This is a genomic window from Roseomonas sp. HF4 (assembly GCF_005222755.1).
Taxonomy (GTDB): domain Bacteria; phylum Pseudomonadota; class Alphaproteobacteria; order Acetobacterales; family Acetobacteraceae; genus Neoroseomonas.
On the sequence record NZ_STGD01000001.1, the window covers coordinates 536,831 to 559,813 of the forward strand.

Genomic DNA, 22,983 nt, shown 5'->3' on the forward strand with positions numbered 1-22,983 from the left:
TGCGCCGGGCGAAGGGGAGGATGGCGATGGCGCAGCTCGCCCGCTGGGCGCGGGAGACTCCCGGCAAGGTCGCGGCACATTTCCCGGACCTCGGCAGCAGCGTCACCTATGGCGCGCTCGACGCCCGCGCGAACCGCGTCGCGCAATGGCTGGTCTCGCTGGGCCTCGAGCCCGGCGACGGCATCGCCATGCTGATGGACAACCGCCCGGAATTCCTCGAGATCGCCTTCGCCTGCCGGCGTGCGGGGCTCTACTACACGCCGCTCTCGGTGCATCTGCGCCCGCAGGAGGTCGCCTACATGATGGGCGACGCGGCGGCGAAGGCGGTGATCGTCTCGCCGGCGCTGGCGGACCTCGCGACCGCCATGCTGCGCGACGGCGCGACCGGGGATGTGCCGCGCTTCGCGACCGGCGAGGGGCTGGCGGGCTATGCCTCCTTCGAGCAAGCGCTGGCCGCCTTCCGGGCGCCGGCGCCGCTGCCCGAACGGCCGGTGGGGCGGGAATTCCTCTATTCCTCCGGCACCACGGGCCTGCCCAAGGGCATCAAGCGTCCCCTCCTGCCCTTCGCGAGCCGCGAGGCCCCGGAATGGGACATGACCTGGAAGGCGCTCTACGGCTTCGACGCGGACACGGTCTATCTCTCGCCCGCGCCGCTCTATCACGCCGCGCCGCACGCCTATGTCCGGCGCACCATCATGGAAGGCGGCACGGCGGTGGTGATGGCGAAGTTCGAGCCGCTGCGCGCGCTCGAGCTGATCGAGCGCTTCCGCGTCACGCACAGCCAATGGGTGCCGACGATGTTCGTCCGCCTCCTGGCGCTGCCGGAGGATGCGCGCACGCGCTTCGACGTCTCCTCGCTGCGCTGCGCGATCCACGCCGCGGCCCCCTGCCCCGTCGGCGTGAAGCGGCGAATGATGGAATGGTGGGGGCCGGTACTTTGGGAATACTACGCGGGCTCGGAGGGGGTCGGAAACACCGTCGCCTCGCCGGCCGATTGGATGGCGCGGCCGGGCACGGTGGGACGGCCGGTGAACGGCGTGAAGCTGCACATCTGCGACGAGGACGGCGCCGTGCTGCCGCCGCGCGAGGTCGGCCGCATCTTCTTCGAGGGCGCGCCGCGCTTCGCCTACCACAACGCGCCGGAGAAGACCGCCGCGGCCTACGATCCGCGCGGCTGGGCGACGCTCGGCGACCTCGGCTGGGTGGACGAGGACGGGTGGCTGTTCCTCTCGGACCGCCGCGCGGACCTGATCCTGACCGGCGGCGTGAACGTGTATCCGGCCGAGGTGGAGGCAGTGCTGGTGCAGCAGCCCGGCGTTGCGGAAGCCGCCGTCGTCGGTGTCCCGAACGAGGATCTGGGCGAGCAGGTCCATGCCGTGATCGTGCCGCGCGACGCAACCGAAACGGCGGCGCTGCGGGAAGCGCTGGACGCGCGCTGCCGCGAGCACCTGGCCGGGCCCAAGCGCCCGCGGAGCTACGAATTCGCGGACGAGCTCCCGCGCAGCGAGGCCGGCAAGCTGCTGCGCAGGATCCTCAAGGAACGCTACCTGGCGCCGGCGGGCACGGGCGATACGGCGCGTCCCTGATCGGCGCGCAGCGTGGGGGGAGAAGAGAACTTCTCCCCCCAGACCCCCCTCAACCTTCGTTGCGACCTGGCGCCCCACCTCCGAGGTCCGGTGCCGAGTGCCAAAGAAGGGAGGGGGGGCGGGGGAGGTTCTCCTCCCCCGTAGCTTCAGCCTCAGCCCGTCCTGAGGCCGAGGCGCTCCACGCGCTGGCGCTCCTGCTCGTACACTTCGAGCATGTTGCGCGCGTAGTCCTCGCTGTTCAGGTATTCCAGCGGCTGGTCGAGCCGGCGCAGCGTCGCGATATGCGCGGGGTCGTGCAGCGCGGCCCGGAAGCCGTCATGCAGCGTGCGCAGCACGTCGGGCGGCAGGCCGGCGGGTCCGACCAGCCCATAGGGCGAGGTGACGACCATGTCCTGGTAGCCCAGCTCGCGCAGGGTCGGCACGTTCGGCCAGCGCGGCGAACGTTCGCGCGACCAGACGTTCAGGAAGCGGAGCTTGCCGTCGTCCACCAGCTGACCGACGCCCGAGCCGCTGCCACCTGCTTCGATATGGCCGCCGAGCAGCGCGGGCGTCAGGTCGCCCTCGCCGCGATAGGGGACGTGCACCACCTCGATCCGCTCGCGCGCGGCGAGGTCGACCAGCGTCAAATGCGGCGTGCCGTTGGCGCCGGTATTGCCGATGCGCACCTCGCCCGGCCGCCGGCGCGCATCCGCCACCAGGTCGGCCCAGCTGCGGTAGGGGCTTTCGTTCCGCACCGTCACGGCGAAGAGGTAGCCCGTCAGGTGGATGATCGGCGTGAAGTCCTTGGTCACGTCGTAGGGCATGCGCTGCATGTGCGGCAGACGGAGCGCGGGCAGCGTCATCTGGCTGACCGTGTAGCCGTCGGGCCTGGCGCGCGCGACCGCCGCGGCGCCGAGCGTGCTGCCCGCGCCCGGCCGGTTCTCGACCAGCACGGTCTGGCCCAGGTGCCGTGTCGCGGCCTCGGCGAAGGAGCGCATCTGGACATCGGTGGCGCCGCCAGCGGGGAATGGCACGTAGATCGTGATCGGCTTGTTCGGGAACCGCTCCTGCGCCGCGGCCCCCTTCACGAAAGGCACGGCGAGCGCGGCGCCGAGTGCGCCGCGGCGGGTGATGTCGTTCATTCATTGTCCTCCCGGTTGGTCCTGCCCACAGGCTACAGCGTGCGGGCGATGATTTCCTTCATGATCTCGGAGCTTCCCCCGTAGATCCGCCCGACCCGCGCATCGGCCCAGGCGCGGCCGATCTCGTAATCCGCCATGTAGCCGTTGCCGCCATGCATCTGCAGGCAGTCGTCGAGCAGGCGGTTCTGCATCTCGGTACCCATCAGCTTCGCCATCGCCGCCATCTCGATCGACAGCCCGCCATCCATGTGCAGCGCCAGGCACTGGTCGGCGAAGGCGCGGAACATGACGGACTGCGCCTTGAGCTCCGCCAGCTTGAAGCGGTTGTGCTGGAAGTCGAACACCGTCTGCCCGAAGGCGGTGCGGCCCTTGGCATAGTCGATGGTGCGCTCGAGCATCGCCTCCATGGACGCCGCGGCGCGGATCGCGATCACCAGGCGCTCCTGCGGCAGGTTCCTGATGAGGTAGGAGAAGCCGGCATTCTCCTCGCCGAGCAGGTTCCCGGCCGGCACGCGCACATCGTCGAAGAACAGTTCCGAGGTGTCGGCGGCGTGCATGCCGATCTTCTCGAGGTTGCGACCCTTGGCGAAGCCCTTCGTCCCTTCCTCGACGCAGATCAGGCTGATGCCGCGGCGCCCCGCGCCGGGATCGGTCTTGCAGACCACGACGACGAGGCCGCAATTCTGCCCGTTGCTGATGAAGGTCTTGGACCCGTTGATCACCCAGTCCGACCCGTCGCGCCGCGCATGGGTCTTCACCGCCTTGAGGTCGGAGCCCATGCCGGGCTCGGTCATGGCGATGGCGGTGATGATCTCGCCGCGCGCCATGCGCGGCAGCCATTCGCGCTTCTTCTCGGGGGCCGCGAATTCCTCGATGTAGGGCACGACGATGTCGGAATGCAGCGGGAAGCCCACGCCGGTCGCATTCGTCCGGCCGATCTCCTCCATGATGACGGCGGAGTAGCCGAAATCGGCGCCCGCGCCACCCCATTCCTCGGCCAGCATGGGGCAGAGGATGCCCTCCGCGCCTGCCTTCAGCCAGACCTCGCGCGGGACGATGCCGGCGCGTTCCCAGTCGCGGTGATGGGGCACGATCTCGCGTTCGAAGAAGCGGCGCACCTGGGTGCGGAACATCTCGTGCTCGGCGGTGTAGACCCTGCGCGCGCCGGCGGGGCGCGGGGCGTTCGTGTCCATGGGCGTGTCCTCGGTCCTGTGGCGGGAGCCTAGACCGCGCCGCGCGGCCTTGTCAGCCGGACATGGCCGCCGCGGCCGCCTCCGTCGTCAGGCCCCAGTCCAGCAGCGCCTGCGCGCCGTCGGCGCCGCGCCGCGGCGCCGGGCGCGGCTCGGCCGGCGCTGTGCGGGAGAAGCGCGGGCTCGGCGCCGGCTGCGCGCCCTCCCCGCGTCGGAAGAAGGTGCCGCGCGCGGCGTTGTGCGGATGCCGCGGCGCTTCCTCGAGGTCGAGCACCGGCGCGACGCAGGCATCGCCGCCCGCGAACACGCGCGCCCAGTGGTCGCGCGGGTGGCGGCGGAAGACCTCGGCGAACTCCGCCCGGATCGCGGGCCAGCGCGCGGGGTCCGTGCGGTCGGCGTAGCCTGCGGGGTCAAGGCCGAGGCCCTGCAGCAGCAGCGCGAAGAACTGCGGCTCCAGCGCGCCCACGGCGACGAACTTCCCGTCCGCGCAATCGTAGGTGTCGTAGTAGGGGCAGGCGCCGTCCAGCAGGTTCGCCTCCCGCGCATTGCGCCAGCGCCCCTGCGCCAGCAGGCCGTAGAAGGCGCCCATCAGCGTGGCGGAGCCGTCCGTCATCGCGGCGTCCACGACCTGGCCGCGGCCACTGCGCCCGGCCTCGAAGACCGCCGCCATGATGCCGAACGCCAGCAGCATGCCGCCGCCGCCGAAATCGCCCACCAGGTTGAGCGGCGGCACCGGGCGCTGGCCTGCGCGCCCCATGGACCAGAGCGCGCCGGTCAGCGCGATGTAGGTGATGTCGTGGCCCGCGACGGGTGCCAGCGGCCCCTCCTGCCCCCAGCCCGTCATGCGCCCGTACACCAGGCGCGGGTTGCGCGCGTGGCACGCCTCGGGACCGAGGCCGAGGCGCTCCATCACGCCGGGGCGGAAGCCCTCGACCAGAACGTCGGCCCGCGCCACGAGCGCGAGCGCGGCCTCGACCGCTTCCGGCCGCTTCAGGTCGAGCGCCACGCTGCGCCGCCCGCGCCCGAGCACGTCCTCCGGGTTCCCGCCCGGCGCGCCGTCCTGCCGGTCGATCCGCAGCACCTCGGCACCGAGGTCGGCCAGCATCATGCAGCAGAAGGGCCCGGGGCCGATGCCTGCGACCTCGACGACGCGCAGGCCCTCGAGCGGCCCCGGCACGGCTCAGCGCCCCTCGAAGCGCGGCGCGCGCTTCTCGCGGAAGGCGGCCTTGCCCTCGGCGAAGTCGGCCGAGCCCCGGATCGCGGCCATGCGCTGGCCGTGGATCGCCATCTGCTCGGACGGGCCGCGCGGCAGGATCTCCTCGGTCACCATGCGCTTGATCTCGTGCAGCACCATCGGTGCCATGCCCGCGAGGTCGAGCGCCCAGCCCTTCGCCGTCGCCAGCGCCTCCCCTTCCGGCACCACCTCGTTCACCAGGCCGATGCGCTCGGCGCGCTGCGCATCCACGGTGCGGCACAGCAGCATGATCTCCATCGCGACCTTGTGCGGGATGCGGCTGACCAGGCCGCTGATCATGCCGCCGGTCAGGCCGAGCTTCGCCTCGGGGTAGTAGAACTTCGCGGTCGATCCGCAGACCATCAGGTCGCACATCATGGCGAGCACGATGCCGCCGCCGACGCACCAGCCCTCCACCGCGCAGATCACGGGCTTGAGCGGGCGGAAGCCCACGGTCGGCACCGCGCGCCAGAGCTCCGGCGGGTCCGCAACATCGGCGCCGAAGGTAAAGGCGCGCGTGCCCGTCGCGGTCAGGATCGCGACGCGCAGGTCGTCGCGCCGGTCGAACTCCGCCATCGCCGCCTGCACGGCCTCGGCCATCGGCTTGCTGATGGCGTTGCCCTTGGCCGGGTTGTTCAGCGCGACGATGCGGATCGGGCCTTCGTCGGCGACGGTGACGTGCTCCACGGTGTCTCTTCCTTGTCCTGGAGGCGGCGAAGGCTGCGTCAGCCCACGGCATCCGCGCGAAAGCCGTTGCCCCAGCGCGACAGGCGCGCCGTGGACGGCGAAGGGAAATGCGCGAGGCAGAGCAGCGTGCGCGCCTCGCAGGCGCATTCCAGCACGTGCCGGCGCGTCCGCGCGGCCAGCGCCGGGGCGAAATCCGCGCGCATCGACATCTCCGGATAGCGCGCCTGCAGCGGCGAATGGATCAGGTCGCCGGTGAACAGCGCCTGCGTGTCGCCGCGCCCGACGCGCAGCGCGACATGGTGCGGCGTGTGCCCGGGCGTGGCTTCCAGGCGAATGTCGTCCGCGATCGCGTGGTCGTCGGAGACCAGGTCGGCCCGCCCGGCCTCGACGATGGGCAGCACGGAATCGGCGAAGGGCAGCACCGGAGCGCGCGCGTTCTCGGCCGCCCAATGGGCGTATTCGCCGGCCGAGAAGACATAGCGCGCCTTCGGGAAGGTCGGCACCCAGCGCCCGTTCTCGAGCCGCGTGTTCCAGCCGACATGGTCGACATGCATGTGGGTGCACATCACTACGTCGATGTCGGCGACCGTCAGGCCGAGCCGCGCCAGGCCGCGCATGTAGGCCTCCCCGCGCAGGCGGTGCCAGAAGGGGCGGTCCGGGCGTTCCTTGTCGTTGCCGACGCAGGTGTCGACCAGGATGGTGTGGTGGCGCGTGCGCACCACCCAGGACTGGATGCAGAGGATGAGCTTGCCCGTGACGGGGTCGAGCGCCGCGGGCTCGAGCCAGGCGCGGTTCTCCTCCAGCACGTCCTTCGTGAGCGTGGGCAGGAAGGTGAAGGGGTCGAAGAGCGGCGCCTCCTCCTCGACGATCCGCTGGATCGTCACCTCGCCCAGCGCGAAGCCGTCGGTCATCGGTTCTCTCCCTCGTTGCCTGTCGCGCGCAGGTTGCGCGTCGCGCGTAGCAGCACGATGCCCACCACCAGCGCCGGCAGGCCGCAGGCGGCGAAGCCGGCGCCGTGGCTGCCCGTCAGCACCAGCAGGCCCGAATACAGCAGCGGCAGCAGCAGGCCGCCCAGCTGCCCGAATGACAGCACGCCCCCGGTCGCCGCGCCACGCTGCCCGGCGGGCGCCAGCCGCGCCGCCTCGGACAGCAGCACGCCGTGCCAGGACATCACCGTGGCGCTCAGTACCGTCGCGACCAGGCCGATCAGCACCAGCGGCCAGGACGGGCCGAGCAGGCCCATCAGCGCCGTGCCCCCCGCCATGCCGAGCGCCAGCCAGCACATCACGACCGAGGGATCGACCCGCCCGCTGCCGAGCCAGCCCCAGAAGATGCGCCCCGGCACCGCGATCACCATCGCCACCGAGAACACCAGCCCCGCCGCCGCCAGCCCGTGGCCGAGCTCGACCAGCACCACGACGAAATAGGAGGTGAAGACCGTCTGCAGACCGTTGAAGGCGAAGCAGGCGAAGGAGAGCCGCCGCAGGTCCGCCGCCTTCAGCACGGCCGCGACGGTGGTGTGGAAATCCGACAGCCGGAAGGACTGCGTCGGCACGCGGTCGGCGTCGAACTCGGCGCGCAGCGGCTCCAGCATCAGCGCGAAGACGATGCAGGCGAGGCCCGCCACGATCATGGTGCCGCGCCAGCCGGCAAAGCCCGTCAGCCACGGCCCCAGGATGCCCGCCACCAGCAGCCCGGCCGGCACCGCGGTCTGCTTGATGGAGAACACGAGCGGCGCCTGCCGCGGCGGCGCATAGCGGCCGAGCAGGTGGGAGCTCGCCGGCGTCGACATCGCCGCCGCGCCGCCGCCGATCACGCCCGAGACCAGGAGAAGCAGCAAGGGCCCCGCGGTCGCGAGCGCCAGGCCAGCGCCGAGCAGCACGAGCGCCACCTGGCTCATGCGCATCGCGCCGTAGCGCAGGATGAAGGACCCGCAGCCGAGCTGGAACAGCAGCGCAGCCAGCGCCGCCGCGCCGACATAGACGCCGAGCCAGGCCGGGTCGAGCACCAGGTCCTGGAGGATCGCCGGCGCGATGATGGGCGGCATGGTGCGCCCGATCGTCGCGAAGGTCTGTTGCAGGAACATCGCGGCCAGCACGGTCAGCAGCAATCGCGTCGGTCTGTCCGCGGGCATCTTGCTCTCTCGATCCTTGCCGAGGATAGGCCGGGGGCGGCCGCGCTGCGAAGCCCCGACGGCCCGCTTCCGCCGCGCAGCGGGCTGCGGCACAGTCCGCGCGGGGACCGCAGGAGGGAGCCGCCATGCGCGAATTCGACGAGGCCAGCCTGACCGAGGCCGTGATCCGACGCTTCGGCGAGACGCCCGACCCGCGGCTCCGGCAGGTGATGCAGGCGCTGGTCGGGCACCTGCACGCCTTCGTGCGCGACATCGAGCCGAGCTTCGAGGAATGGCAGACGGCGATCGACTTCCTGACCCGCACCGGCCAGAAATGCGACGACAGGCGCCAGGAATTCATCCTGCTGTCGGATACGCTCGGCGTCTCGATGCTGGTCGACGCCATCAACCACCGCGTCGCGGCGGGCGCGACGCCGACCACGGTGCTCGGGCCCTTCTATGTCGAGAATCCGCCGGTGCTGCCGCTCGGCACGGAACTCGCGGCCAGGGCGCCGGGCGACCGCCTGCACGTCTCGGGCCGCATCGCCGCGGCCGGCGGCGGGCCGCTCCCCGGCGCCATCGTGGATGTCTGGCAGTCGGACGCCGAGGGCTTCTACGACGTGCAGCGGCCGGTGGGCGAGGCGCCGGAACTGCGCGCGCGCTTCGAGGCCGATGCCGAGGGGCGCTTCCACTTCTGGACCGTCGTGCCCTCCGCCTATCCCGTGCCGACCGACGGGCCGGTCGGCGAGATGCTGAAGGCGACCGGCCGGCATCCGATGCGTCCGGCGCACATCCACTTCATGATCTCGGCGCCCGGGCACGAGACGCTGGTGACGCATGTGTTCGCCGACGGCGATCCCTACCTCGACAGCGACGCGGTGTTCGGCGTGAAGGAGGCGCTGGTCCGTGCCTTCGAGCAGAACCCGCCCGGCACGGCGCCGGACGGGCGGGTCATGGACACGCCGTGGCGCTCGCTCACCTATGATTTCGCGCTGCGGCCGCTGGCCGGCTGATCAGCGCACGAGGATGGTCGCGATCTCGGGCACCAGCGCGATCAGCACGAGCGAGAGGCCCATCACCGCCACATAGGGCAGCGCGCCGGCGAAAATGGTCTCGATGCCGATGCGCGGGTCGGCCAGCGTCGTCTTCACCGTGAAGACCGAGATGCCGAAGGGCGGCGTGAGCAGCCCCATCTCGACCGCGATGATGACGACGATGCCGAAATGGATGAGGTCGAAGCCCATCGCCTGGGCGATCGGCACGCCGATCGGCACCATGATCAGCAGGATCGAGGTGCTGTCCAGGATCATGCCCATCAGCAGGATGATCGCGAGGAAGGCCGCGAGGAAGCCGTAGGGCCCGAGGCCGAGCTGCTCGACCAGGTCGCCGATCGCCTGCGGCACCCCGGCCATGGACAGCATCCGGGAATAGAGCCCGGCCGCGATCAGCAGGAACAGGATGGCGGCCGAGACCAGGCCGGTCTCCTTCAGCACGCGCCAGAAGCGCGACCAGGACAGGCGCCGCCGCGCGAGCGCGATCAGCAGCGCGCCCGCCGCGCCGACCGCGCCGGCCTCGGTCGGCGTGAAGATGCCGCCATAGAGCCCGCCCAGGATGAGCGCGACCAGCAGCAGGATCGGCACCGCCTTCACGACCATCTCGCGCGCCGGCATGATGCGCTCGCTGACCTGCAGCGCCGCCGCCTGGTCGTCGTAGACGAAGCGCGGCGCGAAGGTCGCCATCAGGAAGATCATCGCCGCGAAGCCGACCGCGAGGATCAGCCCCGGGATGATGCCGGCGATGAACATCTGCCCGATCGAGACCTCGGCCAGCACGCCGTAGACGATCATGAGCAGCGAGGGCGGGATCATCATGCCGAGGATGGACGACCCCGCCACGGTGCCGGTGGCGAAGCGCGCGGTGTAGCCGTGGCGCGTCATCTCGGGCACGGCCACCTTGGTGAACACGGCGGCCGAGGCGATCGAGACGCCGGTCACCGCCGCGAAGATGGCGTTGGCGCCGACCGTCGCCATGCCGAGCCCGCCGCGCACCCGGCGCATCATGGCCTGCGCGACCTCGAAGGTGTCCTTGCCGACATTGGAGATGCTGACCAGCAGCCCCATCAGCACGAACAGCGGGATCGTCGCGAACAGATAGTCCTGGATGCCGGAATAGGTCGCCATCGCGGTGAAGCGGAAGGCGAGGTCGGGGTTGTCGCGGATCAGCCAGACGCCGACCGCGGCGGAGGCGATCAGCGTGACGCCGATCGGCAGCCCGACCAGGATCAGCGCCACCATGGCGCCGACCAGCGTGAAGCCGAGGGTGATCTCGTCCATGCCGGTCAGCCCGGCCGGCCGAGGAGCAGGCGGCGCGCCTGCCCCAGCGCCAGCACCCCGTAGGCCAGCGCGCCCGCCGCGCCGCCCAGCACGATCAGCGCGCGGAACGGCCAGGTCGGGATGGTGAAGACACCCTGCACGCCGAAGAATTCCCGGAGGTCGATCGAGTTCCACAGGCCCGGCCAGCCCGCCTGGGCGATGAACGCCATGGCGAGCGCACCGATCACGAGGAACAGCGTCTCGATCGCCCCGCCGATCCGGGGCGCGGCGCGCGTGACGCGGTCGATCAGGAAATCCGCCCGCGTCATGCGGCGATGATAGATGGTCGCGCCGATCTGCAGGAACACGATGCCGACGACCGAATGGGCGGCGATCTCGGCCACGCCGGTGATCGGCGCGTTCAGGAAGGACCGCCCGACCACGTCGGCGCAGATCAGCAGCATGAGCCCGAAGGTCCAGATGGTGCCGACGGCGGCCAGGCCGTCGAGCAGCATCCGCACGGGGTCGAAGCCCTGCGCGGGCTCCTCGGCGTCGAGCGCCGCCAGGTCGATGTCGTCAGCCATGGCGGCGCCCTTCCGGTCCGGTCAGACCTCCTGGTCCCAGTTGCGGCCCGGCGTCTGGCCCGCGGCGCGGATGGCGGCGAAATAGGCGCGCAGCACCTCGGGCGCCGCCGGGCCGGAGCTGTCCACCCAGGTCTTGGCGATGTTGGGCAGGCCGGAGATCCAGCGCGCGCGCTCGGCCGCCGGCAGGGTCGAGACGACGGCGCCCTTGGCCACCATCTCGCGCTCCGCCGAGGCGATGCGCTGCGAGACGTCCTCGACGTGCTTCTGCGTCGTGGTCTTGCCGGCCGTGACCATGGCCTGGCGCACCGCCTCCGGCCACCGGGCGTAACGCTGCCGGTTGGCGGCGATGCCGCCCACGTACATCGCGCCGATGTCCACCTTGGTGATGTACTTCGCGATCTCATAGAGCCGCGTCGGCAGGATGCCCACGAAGAAGGACAGCGCACCCTCGATCACGCCGGTCTGGGTGTCGGTGTAGTAGGTGGTCAGCGCGCCATCGACGGGCGTCGCACCCGTGCCCTGCAGCCAGTTCGCGCTGGTGCCGGGCGCCGCGATCTTGCGGTTCCGCAGGTCGTCCACCGAGCGGATCGGGAAGGTGGTCCAGAGGTGGTAGCTGTCCGTGATGTAGGAGGTGAAGGGGACCATGTTCAGCCCCTCCCAGTTCTGCCGGATGGCGGGCACCGTCTCGTTCATGCGCTCGAAGGCGTTGGCCACGACGCCGTGGTCGCCGGTCGCGAAGGGCGTGAAGTAGGTGACGTTCTGGAGCGGCATGGTGCTGCCTTCCCAGAGCGTGCCGACGTAGCCGATGTCGGTGATGTTGTCGCGCACCGCCTCCATCGTGTCCTGGAAGCGATAGAGCGTGCCGCCATAGGCTTCCCGCCAGTTGATGCGGTGCGTGTTGCCGTTGTCGCGCAGCAGCTTGTCGACCTCCGGCTGGAACACGTTCTTCATCATCGCCACCCAGAACACCGCGACCGGGTGGCTGGAGGCGATGGTGATGTTGAGCGTGGACTGCGCCTGCGCGTGGACGGATACCAGCGGCAGCGCGGACGCACCCGCGATCAGGCTGCGGCGTTGGATGGTCATGTTTGTCGTTCCTCCCAGGGTTCGCGTCAGATTGTGCCGAGCGCGCGCAGGATGCGGGCCGGGGTGAAGGGCATTTCCGTCACGACGGCACCGAGCGGCCGCAGCGCGTCGTTGATCGCGTTCATCAGCGCGCCGGGCGCGCCGGCCGTGCCCGCCTCCCCCGCGCCCTTGGCGCCGAGCAGGCTTTCCTTCGTCGGCGTCTCGACATGGCCGACATGGATGTCCGGCATCTCGGCCGACATCGGCACCAGGTAGTCCGCCATGGTGGTGGTCAGCAGGTTGCCCTGGTCGTCGTAGACGCAGTGCTCGTACAGCGCGCCGCCCAGGCCCTGCACGATGCCGCCGCGCACCTGTTCGTCCACCAGCAGCGGGTTGATGACGCGCCCGCAATCCTCGACGCACCAGTGCTCCAGCACCCGCACCATGCCGGTCGCGGTGTCGACCTCGACCCAGCAGGCCTGGATGCCGTTGGTGAAGGCGAAGGGATAGTCCTTGGTGATGAAGTGCCGCGTCTGGACGAATTCGCGGGCGATGTCCTTGGGCAGCGTGTCGCCGCGGAAATAGACGATGCGCCCGATCTCGCCGAGGCTGATGCGCGGCGTGCCGGTCGCGCGGTCCACCACCTCGCCCATCACGATGTCGAGGCTGGCCGGTGCGGCCTGCAGCATGGTGCCGGCGACGCTCAGGATCTGCTCCTTCAGCGCGATCGCCGATTGCAGCGCGGCCTCGCCGCCGATTCCCGCGCCGCGGCAGGCCCAGGTGCCGCCGCCATAGGGGGTGTTCTGCGTGTCGCCCGTCACGACGCGCACCTTGCCGACCGGCACGCCGACGCCATGCGCCACGATCTGCGCGAGGATCGCCTCCGTCCCCTGCCCCTGCTCCGTAACGCCGGAGGCCACCACCACCGACCCGTCCGGATCCATCCGCACCGTGGCACCATCCTGCGCCGAGATGCGCGCGCCGCCGATGCCGTACATGAAGGGGGACGGGTTGGTCAGCTCGATGAAGGCCGCGATGCCGAGGCCGCGATATACGCCGCGCCTGCGCTGTGCCTCCTGGTCGGCGCGGATGCGCGCGACCGGCACCATCTCGAGCAGCCTGTCCAGCGACGCATGGTGCGACAGCCCCTCGAACTTCATCCCGGCCGGGGAGGTGAAGGGATAGGCGTCGTCGCGCACCAGGTTCCGCCGGCGCAGATCGACCGGGTCCATGCCGATCGCCTGCGCGGCCATATCGACCAGCCCTTCCGTCACCGCCGTCGCGATCGGATGCCCGACCGCGCGGTACTGGCAGGTCGGCACCTTGTTCTGCAGCACCACGGTCGTCGTGCAGCGATAGGCCGCGAAATCGTAGGGCCCGCCGCAGAGGTTCACCACCTGGTTCCCCTCCACCGCGCTGGTGCGCGGATAGACCGAATAGGGCCCGATCCCGGTCAGGTCGTCGATGTCGAAGCCGAGGATCCTGCCATCCGCATCCACCGCGATCCGGCCCTTGATGCGGTGGTCGCGCGCATGGATATCGCTGGCGAAGCTCTCGAAGCGGTCGGCCACGAACTTCACCGGCCGGCCCAGGATGCGCGACATGGCGGCGACGGCCACCTCGTCCGGATAGACATGCACCTTGATGCCGAAGGACCCGCCGACATCCTTGCAGATGACGCGGACACGGCCTTCCTCCATCCGCAATTGCTGCGCGAAGACGCCCTGCATCATGTGCGGCGCCTGCGTCGAGTGGTGGACCGTGAGCGTGTCGTCGGCGCGGTTATAGTCCGCGATGATCGAGCGCGGCTCCAGCGTCACGCCGGTGTGGCGCGCGGTGACGAAGGTCGCCTCCACCACCTTGTGGGCGGCGGCGAAGGCGGCATCGACATCGCCCTGCAGGGCCGTGCGCTGGAACACCAGGTTGTCGCCGAGCTCGGGGTGGATCACCACCGCGCCCGGCGCCAGCGCCGTCTCCATGTCGAGCTGCGCGGGCAGCGGCTCGAATTCCGCCTCCAGTGCCGCCACGCCGTCCTCGGCGGCCGCGCGGCTGTCGGCGACCACCGCGACCAGCGGCTCCCCCTGCCAGGTCGCGCGATCGAGCGGCAGCGGGTATTGCGGCGCCGACTTCATGCCCTTGAGATGCGCCAGCACCGCGACCCAGGGATCGCACACCTTGGCGAGGTCGGCGCCGGTGAAGACGCGCACCACGCCCGGCACGCGCAGCGCCGCCTTCGCATCCATAGACACGATCCGCGCATGCGCGTGCGGGCTGCGCAGGAAGGCCGCGTGCAGCATGCGCGGCAGCACCACGTCGTCGGTGTAGGTCGCGCGCCCCTGCACCAGCTTCGGCACGTTCGGCCGCGGCACGGACCGGCCGATGTAGGAATTCGGCAGGTCCTCCCGCGACAGGCCGATGCTGCCGGGCGTCGGGATCTCGTTCATCGCGTGCCCTCCCGCGCCTTCAGCGTGCCTTCGACCGCGTCCACGATGGACTGGTATCCGGTGCAGCGGCAGTAGTTGCCCGACAGGTGCTCCCGGATCTCCGCCCGCGTCGCCCCCGGATGGTGCCGCAGGATGTCGGCCGCCGCCATCACCATCCCCGGGGAGCAGAAGCCGCATTGCGCCGCGTTGCGGGCGACGAAGGCGTCCTGCAGGTCCGCCACCTCCCCGCTGTCGGTCAGGCCTTCGATGGTCGTGACCTCGGCGCCGTCGAGCGCCGCGGCCAGCACCAGGCAGCCGCGGACGATCTCGCCATCGACACGCACCGTGCAGGCGCCGCAAACGCCATGCTCGCAGCCCGCATGCGATCCCGTCAGGCCGAGGTCGAGGCGGAGGAAGTCGATCAAATGTCGCCGCGCCTCGACGCTGCGCGTCACGCGTTCCCCGTTCACGGTCAGGGTGATCTCCACGCGCGCGCTCATGCCGCGGCCTCCGTTTCGGGCTGGAACCCGGCCAGGACGCGCTGCACCAGCACGCGCGCCAGGTGCCGCTTCATCTCGGGCGGGCCATGCATGTCGGCCGGCGGGTCGAGGTCCTGCGCCAGCGAAGCCTGCGCGGCGGCGACCGCTGCGCCGTCCAGCACGCGCCCTTGCAGCGCGGCGCCCGCGCGCGCCGCCAGCACGGGCCCGGCGCCGACGCCGAAGAACACGAGCCGCGCCGCGCCCACGCGCGCCCCGTCCATCTCCAGCGAGGCGGCGAGCCCCGCCATGGCGTAGTCGCCGGACCGTCGCGCCACCTCGCGGATGGCGCTCCGCGTCGCCTGCGTCGCGACCGGCACCTCCACCGCGGCGATGATCTCGCCGGGCTCCAGCGCCGTCTCCAGCAATCCGGTGAAGAACGCCGCCGCCGGAATGCGCCGCCCGCCCGCGGCCGAGGCGGTCACGATGGTCGCGCCGAGCGCCACGACGCAGGCCGGCAATTCCGCCGCCGGATCCGCATAGGCGAGGCTGCCGCCGATCGTGCCGCGGTTGCGGATGGCCGGATGCGCGATCAGCGGCGCGGCCTCGGCCAGCAGGGGCGCATGCGCCGCGACCAGGCCGTCCCGCGCGAGCTCCGCATGGCGTGTCAGCGCGCCGATCCGCAGCACGCCGCCCTGCAGCTCCACGCCCCGCAGCGCCGCGATGCGCGTGATGTCCACGAGCAGCTTCGGGTCCGACAGGCGGAAGGCCAGCGTCGCGAGCAGCGTCTGCCCGCCGGCCAGCACCTGCGCGGCCGCGCCGTGCTCCGCCTGAATGCGCCAGAGATCGTCGAGGCTGTCCGCCCGCACGTATCCAATCGCCGGCCACTTCATCCGGAACGTCTCCCTTGCGACGCCCTTGCCGGGGCCGCCAGTTGTTGATCGTTTGATCACCTAAGGCCATGATCGTGTCAAGCAGGAGGACCGGAGGCATGCCCGCCCTGGACGGAACCGTCGTCCCACGGCGCCGCCGCCTGGAGCCCGAGGCGCGGCGCGAACAGATCCTGGCGGCCGCCGTCGCCTGGTTCGCCGAGGTCGGCTTCGCCGGCACAACGCGCGACCTCGCGCGCCGGGCGGGCGTCACGCAGGCGCTGCTCTACAAGTATTTCGCGAGCAAGGCCGAACTGACGGAGGCGGTGTTCGAGCGCGTCTACCTCGGCCGGCTCGACCCCCGCTGGCTGGACGAATTGCGCGACCGCCGCATGCCCCTCCATGCGCGCCTCTGCCGCTTCTACCGCCAGTACACGGCGGCGATCTTCACCTACGAATGGATGCGGATCTTCATGTGGGCGGGCCTCGCGGGGGATGCGCTGAACCGCCGCTACCTCGGCCATGTGGGCGAGCGGCTGCTGGCGCCGATGGGCCAGGAGATCGCCGCCGCGACCGGCCATGCGCCGGGGATGGAGGACCTCTGGAACCTGCATGGCGGCATCGTCTACATCGGCATCCGCCGCTTCATCTATCGGCTGCCGACGCCCGAGGATCCGGGCCCGGCGATCGACGCCGCCGTCGCGCGCTTCCTGCGCGCGCCATGATCGACATGCGCTTCCTGCGCGCGCCCTGATCAACATGCGCGTCCTGCGCGCGCCCCGAATGTGCGCGCGATTCCTCCGCGCCCCTTGATTTCGGGCAAGCCGCGGGCGCGCCACCTGCGGCATCCTTGGCGCCATGCGCCGCTACCTCCTGCTCGCGTGGGTGATCCTCGGCCTCCTGGCCGGTGTCGCCGCGACGTTGCTCGGCCACCCGGAGGCCGCGCCCTGGCTCTGGTCCGCCGCCGCGCTGCCGGTCGCGGCGCATGTTGGCCTCGGCCTCGTGCGCTCGCTGATGGGCGGGCGGCTCGGGGTCGATGCCGTCGCGCTGTTCGCCATTCTCGGCGCCGTCGCGCTGGAGGAGACCGCCGCCGCCGCCGTCATCGCCCTGATGGTCGCGGGCGGGGAGGCGCTCGAGGCCTGGGCCGAGGGCCGCGCCACCCGCGCGCTGACCGACCTCATCGCCCGCGCGCCGCGCCGCGCAGCGCGGCTCGAGGACGGCACCGTCGCCGAGATCGACGTCGCCGAGATCCGCCCCGGCGACCTGCTGCTGGTGCGCGCCGGCGAGACCGTGCCCGCCGACGGCACGCTCGAGGATGACGGCGCGACGCTCGACGAAAGCGCGCTGACCGGGGAGCCGCTGCCGAACGCCTTCCATCGCGGCGACGCGCTGCGCAGCGGCGGCGTCAATGCCGGCGCCGCCTTCCGCCTGCGTGCCGTACGCGATGCGGGCGCCAGCACCTACGCCGCGATCATCCGCCTGGCGCAGGACGCCGCCGCCTCGCGCGCGCCGCTCGCGCGCCTGGCCGACCAATGGGCCGTCGGCTTCATCACCTTCACGGCGCTGCTGGCGGGCGGCGCCTGGCTGGCCACGGGCGACCCGGTGCGCGCACTGGCCGTTCTCGTCGTCGCCACCCCCTGCCCGCTCATCCTCGCCGCGCCGGTCGCACTGGTCGCCGGGATCGGGCGCGCCGCGCGGCGCGGCATCGTCATCAAGGGCGGCGGCGCGCTCGAGCGCCTCGCGCGCATCCGCACCGTGCTGTTCGACAAGACCGGCACGCTGACGCCAGGTCGCCCGCGGCTCGCAGCGATCGACGCCGACCCGCTGCTGGGGCGGGAGGAGGCGCTGCGCCTCGCCGCCGCGCTCGCCCAGGGCTCGACGCATCCGGCCTCGGCCGCGCTGGTCGCGGCGGCCGGGCGGCGCGGCCTGGCCCTGCCCGTGCCGGAGACGGTCGCCGAGGTCGCGGGGGGCGGCGTCAGCGGCATGGTCGAGGGCCGCGCGGTCATGCTCGGCGCCGAGGGCTTCCTGCACGCCGCCGGCATCGATCCGAGCAACGGCTTCGCCCTGACGGCGGAGGTGGTCGCTGCGGCAGGCTCCATCGCCTGGCTCGCGGTCGACGGGCGCGTGGCGGCGGCCTTCATGCTGGCGGACGGCGTACGGCGGGAAGCGCCGCGCGCGGTGCGGCGCCTGCGTGCGCTCGGCGTGCGGCGCATCGTGCTGGTCACGGGGGACCGCGCCGCGGCCGCCGCGCCGCTCGGCCGCGCGCTCCGCCTCGACGAGGTGTTCGCGAACCAGTCCCCGGCCGACAAGATCGCGCGCGTGCGGAGCGAGGCCGCGAAGGCCCCCACCGCCATGGTCGGCGACGGCGTGAACGACGCGCCCGCGCTGGCCGCGGCCGATGTCGGCATCGCCATGGGCGCCGCCGGCACCGCCGCGGCGGCCGAGGCCGGCGACGTCGTGCTGCTGGTCGACCGCGTGGACCGCACGGCGGAGGCGATCGCCATCGCGCGGCGGTCCCGCCAGGTCGCGCTGCGCGCCATCGGCCTCGGCATGGGCATGTCGGGCATCGCCATGACGGTCGCGGCGGGCGGCTGGCTCACGCCGCTCGCCGGCGCGCTGGTGCAGGAGGTGATCGACGTCTTCGCCATCCTCTATGCGCTGACCGCGCTCCGCCCCGGCCCCGACGAACACGCCCAGGACGGCCTGCCGGCCGAGGCCGGGCTCGCGGAACGGCACGACGAGCATGCAGGGCTGCGCCAGCTCGCCGATGAGCTGCGCGGCATCGGCGAGGCGATCGGCGCGACGCCCGAGGTCGTGCCCGAGCTCGCCGCCGTCGAGGCGCGGCTACGCGACGAATTGCTGCCGCACCAGCGGGCGGAGGAGCGCGCGCTCTATCCCGCGGCGGCCGAGCGGCTCGGCGGCCAGGACCCGATGGCACCGCTGATCCGCATGCATGCCGAGATCGAGGGGCTGGCCGAGCGCGTCGGCACGCTGCTGCGCCTGGCGCAGCGTGACGAACGCTGGACCACGACCGCACCCGAGCTGCGCCGCACGATCTTCGCGCTGGAGGCGCTGCTGCGCCTGCACCTGGCAGTGGAGGAGGAGATGCTGGCCGACCTGCAAGGGCCGGAGCGTAGGGGAGCCTGAGCCGACATGCCGGCCGGCGCGTGTCTCGACGCGGCGCGCCCCGGTTCCTCCGCGGCTTCGATCTTCGGCGGATCCGCCCGTCGAAGCCGACGATCCCGGTCCGCGCGCGGGCCGCGCCGGCACCAGGCCACGCTGCCGCGCGCCGGTTCAGGGGGGCATGCGCCCTGGCGTCGCCGCCGGTCCGGGTGGTGTTCCGGAATGACGGAGCAGGATCAGGCGGAACGGTTCACGGCAGGTCGAAGCGGACCGCGATCGCGGCGGAGGCGATCACGGCAAGGTCGTGGCTGCCCTCCGCCGGCACATCCAGGCCGCCCTTGACCGCCTTGGCCGTCACGACCCCGTAGGGCAGGGATGCGCGGACCGCTTCGATATCCACCTGTTCGGGCCGCTGCACGCCGATGATGACCTCCACCTGCATGGCGCCGATGTCGAGGCCGAGCGTGCGGATGAACGCCAGGGAGGAATGGTGCAGGGCATCCTGCACCGCGCGCAGCGCCGCCTTGGTGTAGTCCCCGCCGTGCAGGTCGTTGCCGGTGCCCATTTCCAGGATGATGCGCTTCAAGGCCATGGTCCGGGGCGTCCTAGACGTCGAGCCGCACGATGGCGCAGCAATTGGCGATGACGGTCACGCCGGTGCCGTCGTCGTTCGGGACTTCGAGCCCTCCTTCGACGACGGTCACGACGCCCGTGCCATGGGGCAGGATGGCGAGCACCTGGGCCTTGTCGACCTGGTCCGGCCTTGGAACCCCGATCAGCACCTCGACCTGCATGGCATCTGCGGGTTGATCGACCGCCGCGCCGATCGACAGGGAGTTGTGCCAGAGCGCATCGCGCAGCGCGCGAACGGCGGCCTTGGTGTAGTCGGCACCGCGAATGTCGGTGCCCATCCCGATTTCGAGCACCATGCGCTCCAGCGCCATGACCGCTTGTCCCCAAAGGCCCACGGACCGGCCCGGTGCGGCCGGTCAGCCGGAAAGACTAGAGCAACATCCGATCAGATGGAGTCCATCCGGTCGGATTTCCTGCTCTGGAAAACATATCTTCTAGAGCAGCGTCGCCCGCCACGGCGGGGGGCGCTGCGCCGTGGCGGCGCCGGCCGGACCATCCGCACGCGCGCGGATGGTCCGGCGGTCGGGCCGCAACGACATGATCGCGGTCATCGCCTGGCTGTCGGCGCGGGCAGAGCGCAGGGTCCGTCACGCGGGTCGAAGGATGAAAGGCGCGGCTGCGCGACCGGCGAGATCCCGGGTGGGCGCTGTTTCAGCCTCATGGCCGTGCTCGAGTCCGGCGGGGCTGGCATCGCGCCGCGCGACGCCTCCCTCGCCTCGGGCCTCACGGGCAGGCTCGCAAGCCCGGCTCAAGCAGAACATACGGCGGAGGTTCTCCTCCCCGAACCTACGTCCCGCGCCGGACCATCGCCGCCGCCATGCGCCGTGCGCCTTCCACCTGCTGGCGCAGCCAGCCGCCCTTGGCGAGCGCCTCCGGCGCCCCCGGGTCGCCCGTGGGGGGAAAGACGTCGCGACGGAAATCCGCGGTGCCGAACATCCAGTCCCAGACCGGCAGCAGCACGGCGTAGTTGCGCCCCTGTTCGGCGACCGACAGCACGCCGTGATGCGCGCGGTGGAAGCGCGGCGAGACAAACAGCCTCTCCCCCACCCGGCCGAAGGAGATCCGCACATTGGCATGGCTCAGGCTCTCCGCCACGCGGGTGACCAGCACCAGCAGCGGGAACTGCCCCGGCGGCACGCCGATCAGCAGCGCGATGCCGCCGAACCAGAGCGCCGCGATCACGTCGTCCAGCAGGTGGTTGCGGTCATCCGTCCAGAAGGTCATCTGGGTCTGGGCGTGGTGGACGGAATGCAGCGCCCACCACCAGCCGACGGAATGCTGGAAGCGATGGCGCCAGTATTCCCCGAAATCGAGGATCACGAGATAGACCAGGAAGGCCAGCGCCGGCGCCTCGCGCAGCCCCGGGATCAGCGCGTCCAGCGTCGGCGCGACCAGGCCGTGCGCCATCAGCGTCGCCTCGATCCAGGACCTGATCGGGAACAGCAGCACGAAGGCGATCAGCGGCAGCAGGCCGAGCCGCGCGATCACGGTGTAGAGGATGTCGGTGCGCACCTGGCGCCCATCCTCCCACCGCTCGACCGGGCGCCAGGCCTCGAGCGGGCGGCAGATCGCGACGATCAGCGCGATCTGCAGCAGCCCCATCAGCGCGAAGTCGGTCCAGTCGAAGGCGTCCTCGGCCCAGTCCATCGCGCCCAGCGCGTAGAGCGCGGGCTGCACCACGCCCTCGAACACCGCATCCAGCATCGCGCGATAGGCATCGGCCACCCAGGTCCAGGGCATCACGCGCGCCCCCCGGGAATGCCGGCCGGCGGCAGCACGTCGAACCGGAAGCCGCGCGCGAGCAGCCCGTCGAGCAGCGGTGCGAAGACGCCCGCGAAGGGATCGCGGCGCGACCGCACGCCCCAATGCATCACCAGCACCTCCCCGTCCCGCACATTGGCGAGCGCCCGGCGCAGCAGCGCGGCGTTGGGATGCGCGTCGGAGTTCAGTTCGTCCCCCAGGAAACCATTGGCGGTCCAGCCCTGGTGCGCGAGGCCGCAGCGCCGCGCCATGGCGACCGCCTCGGCCGTCACGATGCCGCCGGGTGCCCGCCAGAGCGGCAGCACGGTGGCCGCCGGCACCATGGCGCGCAGCGCCTCGACCGGGCGGGCCAGTTCCGCGCAAAGCGCGGCCTGGTCGAGCACCTCCGCCCCCTCCCCGCCACGGGAGGCGTAGCGGATCCGCCCCGGCCCCGGCCCGGCCGCGACATACCAGTGGCGCCAGGTATGGCTCGCGAAGACATGCCCCTCGGCCGCGCGGGCACGCCAGAAATCCGCCCAGGACGCATCGAGCGTGCGGTCACCGCGCCAGGAACGTTCATGCGCCACGAACAGCGTCGCGCGGATGCGGCGCTCGCGCAGCATGGCGGCGATGGCCTCGGCTTCCCGCGACCAGCCGGTGTCGATGGTGAGGTAGAGCGTGCCGCCCGAGGCGGCGCGGGCCGGGAGTGCCGCGCCGAGGCCCGCCGCCAGCACCGCCCGTCGCGCGACGCCCTGCGCTCCGCCCGCCGTCACGCGCGCTTCGGCAGGAACAGGATGCCGTGCGGGGAGCGGCCGACGCGGATGCTCTCGACCGAGCCGGTCTCGGGGTCGACGCGCGCGATCCGGCCGATCCAGCGCTGCGTGACCCAGATGCGGCCTTGCGGGTCGAAGGTCACGCAATCCGGCCCGCCGGGCACGGCGATCGCCTGCACCGGCCGGAGGCTCCGCGCATCCAGGACCGTGATGCGGCTGTCGATCCGGCTCGTGACGTAGACGACCGACCCGCCGGGCGCCAGCCAGACCGTGTGCGCGCCGCGGCCGACCGGGATGCGGCTTTCGACCTCCTGCGTCGCCGGGTTCATCACCGCGACGTGGTCCGAGCCCATGTTGCAGACCAGCAGCCGGTCGTTGTGCCACATGATGCCGGCGGGCTCCGGCCCGACCGGCGCGGTCCAGAGCGGCTCGCCGCTCGCGACCGAGATCGCCGTGATCTCGCCCGAGCCCTGCAGCGTGATGTAGACCGTCGCGCCGTCGGGGCTGAAGGCCAGGTGGCTCGGCTTGGGCGGCGTTCGCAGGCGATGCGCGAGGGCGGGCGAGCGCCCGTCCCAACGGAAGATGTCCACCTGCGCGCGACGGAGGGAGCAGATCACGAAGTCCCGCCCCGACGGCCCGAAGCCGAGGTGATAGGGGTTGCCGATCGCCTCGCGCCGGCGGACCTCGGCCGTGGCGGGGTCGAGGTAGAACATCTCGTTGCCGCCGGAATCGGCGACCATCACCTCGCGCCCGTCGGGCGTCATGGCCAGGTGATGCGGCTCGCGCAGCATCGGGATGCGGCGCGTCTCGGCCATCTCGGCGGCATCGACCACGCCGATCGTGGCGTCGCGCGAATTCAGCACGAGCACGGTGCCGCCCTCGGACGGTGCGGTGGCCTCCGCGCGCGGCGGCGCGAGGCCGGTCAGAAGGGCTGGAAGGGCGAGCAGCGAACGACGACGCATCGGCGGGGCATCCGTGGGCAGGCGGCGGCCCGGACCGGGGGGATGGGCGCTCGCCGCGTTCTATCGCAAGCGCGCGCGCACTGCCACGGGAA

Annotated in this window: 21 protein-coding genes; 4 read left to right on the forward strand and 17 right to left on the reverse strand. The window is 71.9% G+C overall.

The window, feature by feature from the left end:
• The first annotated feature begins 26 nt into the window (after positions 1-26).
• Complete coding sequence (locus tag E8M80_RS02590; RefSeq protein ID WP_137124074.1) at positions 27-1,586, forward strand: AMP-binding protein; 1,560 nt, start codon at positions 27-29, stop codon at positions 1,584-1,586.
• A 152-nt stretch (positions 1,587-1,738) separates the two neighbouring features.
• Here the strand turns inward: E8M80_RS02590 and E8M80_RS02595 are convergent, their stop codons facing one another.
• From E8M80_RS02595 to E8M80_RS02620, 6 genes are read right to left on the reverse strand one after another with little or no spacing between them, the layout of a single operon-like run.
• Positions 1,739-2,707, reverse strand: a complete 969-nt coding sequence (locus tag E8M80_RS02595) for a tripartite tricarboxylate transporter substrate binding protein (protein ID WP_137124075.1) — start codon at positions 2,705-2,707, stop codon at positions 1,739-1,741.
• A gap of 32 nt (positions 2,708-2,739) precedes the next feature.
• Complete coding sequence (locus E8M80_RS02600) at positions 2,740-3,900, reverse strand: acyl-CoA dehydrogenase family protein (RefSeq protein ID WP_137124076.1); 1,161 nt, start codon at positions 3,898-3,900, stop codon at positions 2,740-2,742.
• A gap of 52 nt (positions 3,901-3,952) precedes the next feature.
• Positions 3,953-5,074, reverse strand: a complete 1,122-nt coding sequence (locus E8M80_RS02605) for a CaiB/BaiF CoA-transferase family protein (protein ID WP_137124077.1) — start codon at positions 5,072-5,074, stop codon at positions 3,953-3,955.
• A 3-nt stretch (positions 5,075-5,077) separates the two neighbouring features.
• Positions 5,078-5,818 (reverse strand): enoyl-CoA hydratase/isomerase family protein, encoded by a 741-nt coding sequence (locus E8M80_RS02610; protein WP_206035551.1) that lies wholly within the window; start codon positions 5,816-5,818, stop codon positions 5,078-5,080.
• Between the two features lie 38 nt (positions 5,819-5,856).
• On the reverse strand, positions 5,857-6,729 hold the full coding sequence (locus tag E8M80_RS02615) for an MBL fold metallo-hydrolase (protein WP_137124079.1): 873 nt from the start codon (positions 6,727-6,729) through the stop codon (positions 5,857-5,859).
• Positions 6,726-7,952, reverse strand: coding sequence for an MFS transporter (locus E8M80_RS02620; RefSeq protein ID WP_137124080.1), 1,227 nt, complete (start codon positions 7,950-7,952; stop codon positions 6,726-6,728). Before E8M80_RS02620 ends, E8M80_RS02615 begins: the two co-directional genes overlap by 4 nt.
• 125 nt (positions 7,953-8,077) lie before the next feature.
• Here E8M80_RS02620 and E8M80_RS02625 point away from each other — a divergent pair, with 125 nt between their 5' ends.
• Complete coding sequence (locus E8M80_RS02625) at positions 8,078-8,944, forward strand: intradiol ring-cleavage dioxygenase (protein ID WP_137124081.1); 867 nt, start codon at positions 8,078-8,080, stop codon at positions 8,942-8,944.
• Here the strand turns inward: E8M80_RS02625 and E8M80_RS02630 are convergent, their stop codons facing one another.
• From E8M80_RS02630 to E8M80_RS02655, 6 genes are read right to left on the reverse strand one after another with little or no spacing between them, the layout of a single operon-like run.
• Complete coding sequence (locus tag E8M80_RS02630) at positions 8,945-10,264, reverse strand: TRAP transporter large permease (RefSeq protein ID WP_137124082.1); 1,320 nt, start codon at positions 10,262-10,264, stop codon at positions 8,945-8,947.
• 5 nt (positions 10,265-10,269) lie between these two features.
• Entirely contained in the window at positions 10,270-10,827 is a 558-nt protein-coding gene (locus E8M80_RS02635; RefSeq protein ID WP_137124083.1) for a TRAP transporter small permease subunit, read from the reverse strand.
• Positions 10,828-10,848: 21 nt separating this feature from the next.
• On the reverse strand, positions 10,849-11,913 hold the full coding sequence (locus tag E8M80_RS02640; RefSeq protein ID WP_137124084.1) for a C4-dicarboxylate TRAP transporter substrate-binding protein: 1,065 nt from the start codon (positions 11,911-11,913) through the stop codon (positions 10,849-10,851).
• A gap of 26 nt (positions 11,914-11,939) precedes the next feature.
• Positions 11,940-14,336: a xanthine dehydrogenase family protein molybdopterin-binding subunit gene (locus tag E8M80_RS02645; RefSeq protein ID WP_137124085.1), complete on the reverse strand. Its 2,397-nt coding sequence runs from the start codon at positions 14,334-14,336 to the stop codon at positions 11,940-11,942.
• Positions 14,333-14,815 carry a (2Fe-2S)-binding protein gene (locus tag E8M80_RS02650; RefSeq protein ID WP_137124086.1) on the reverse strand — a complete coding sequence of 161 codons (483 nt, stop codon included), beginning with the start codon at positions 14,813-14,815 and terminating at the stop codon, positions 14,333-14,335. Before E8M80_RS02650 ends, E8M80_RS02645 begins: the two co-directional genes overlap by 4 nt.
• Positions 14,812-15,684 (reverse strand): xanthine dehydrogenase family protein subunit M, encoded by an 873-nt coding sequence (locus E8M80_RS02655; protein ID WP_137124087.1) that lies wholly within the window; start codon positions 15,682-15,684, stop codon positions 14,812-14,814. The genes E8M80_RS02650 and E8M80_RS02655 overlap by 4 nt, the downstream gene beginning before the upstream one ends.
• 98 nt (positions 15,685-15,782) lie before the next feature.
• Between E8M80_RS02655 and E8M80_RS02660 the strand changes: the two genes are divergently transcribed.
• Both E8M80_RS02660 and E8M80_RS02665 read left to right on the forward strand, forming a co-directional pair.
• Complete coding sequence (locus E8M80_RS02660; RefSeq protein ID WP_137124088.1) at positions 15,783-16,385, forward strand: TetR/AcrR family transcriptional regulator; 603 nt, start codon at positions 15,783-15,785, stop codon at positions 16,383-16,385.
• A 133-nt stretch (positions 16,386-16,518) separates the two neighbouring features.
• Positions 16,519-18,807 (forward strand): heavy metal translocating P-type ATPase, encoded by a 2,289-nt coding sequence (locus tag E8M80_RS02665; RefSeq protein ID WP_137124089.1) that lies wholly within the window; start codon positions 16,519-16,521, stop codon positions 18,805-18,807.
• Between the two features lie 226 nt (positions 18,808-19,033).
• Here the strand turns inward: E8M80_RS02665 and E8M80_RS02670 are convergent, their stop codons facing one another.
• The 5 genes from E8M80_RS02670 to E8M80_RS02690 all read right to left on the reverse strand — a co-directional run bounded on the left by E8M80_RS02670 (position 19,034) and on the right by E8M80_RS02690 (position 22,891).
• Positions 19,034-19,369: a Lin0512 family protein gene (locus E8M80_RS02670; RefSeq protein ID WP_206035552.1), complete on the reverse strand. Its 336-nt coding sequence runs from the start codon at positions 19,367-19,369 to the stop codon at positions 19,034-19,036.
• Between the two features lie 19 nt (positions 19,370-19,388).
• Entirely contained in the window at positions 19,389-19,727 is a 339-nt protein-coding gene (locus E8M80_RS02675) for a Lin0512 family protein (RefSeq protein ID WP_137124091.1), read from the reverse strand.
• A 475-nt stretch (positions 19,728-20,202) separates the two neighbouring features.
• Positions 20,203-21,156 (reverse strand): sterol desaturase family protein, encoded by a 954-nt coding sequence (locus tag E8M80_RS02680; RefSeq protein WP_170979156.1) that lies wholly within the window; start codon positions 21,154-21,156, stop codon positions 20,203-20,205.
• A complete protein-coding gene (locus tag E8M80_RS02685; RefSeq protein ID WP_137124092.1) occupies positions 21,156-21,929 on the reverse strand; it encodes a polysaccharide deacetylase family protein in 774 nt (257 codons plus the stop codon). The genes E8M80_RS02680 and E8M80_RS02685 overlap by 1 nt, the downstream gene beginning before the upstream one ends.
• Entirely contained in the window at positions 21,926-22,891 is a 966-nt protein-coding gene (locus E8M80_RS02690; protein ID WP_137124093.1) for a YncE family protein, read from the reverse strand. Before E8M80_RS02690 ends, E8M80_RS02685 begins: the two co-directional genes overlap by 4 nt.
• Positions 22,892-22,983 lie beyond the last annotated feature (92 nt).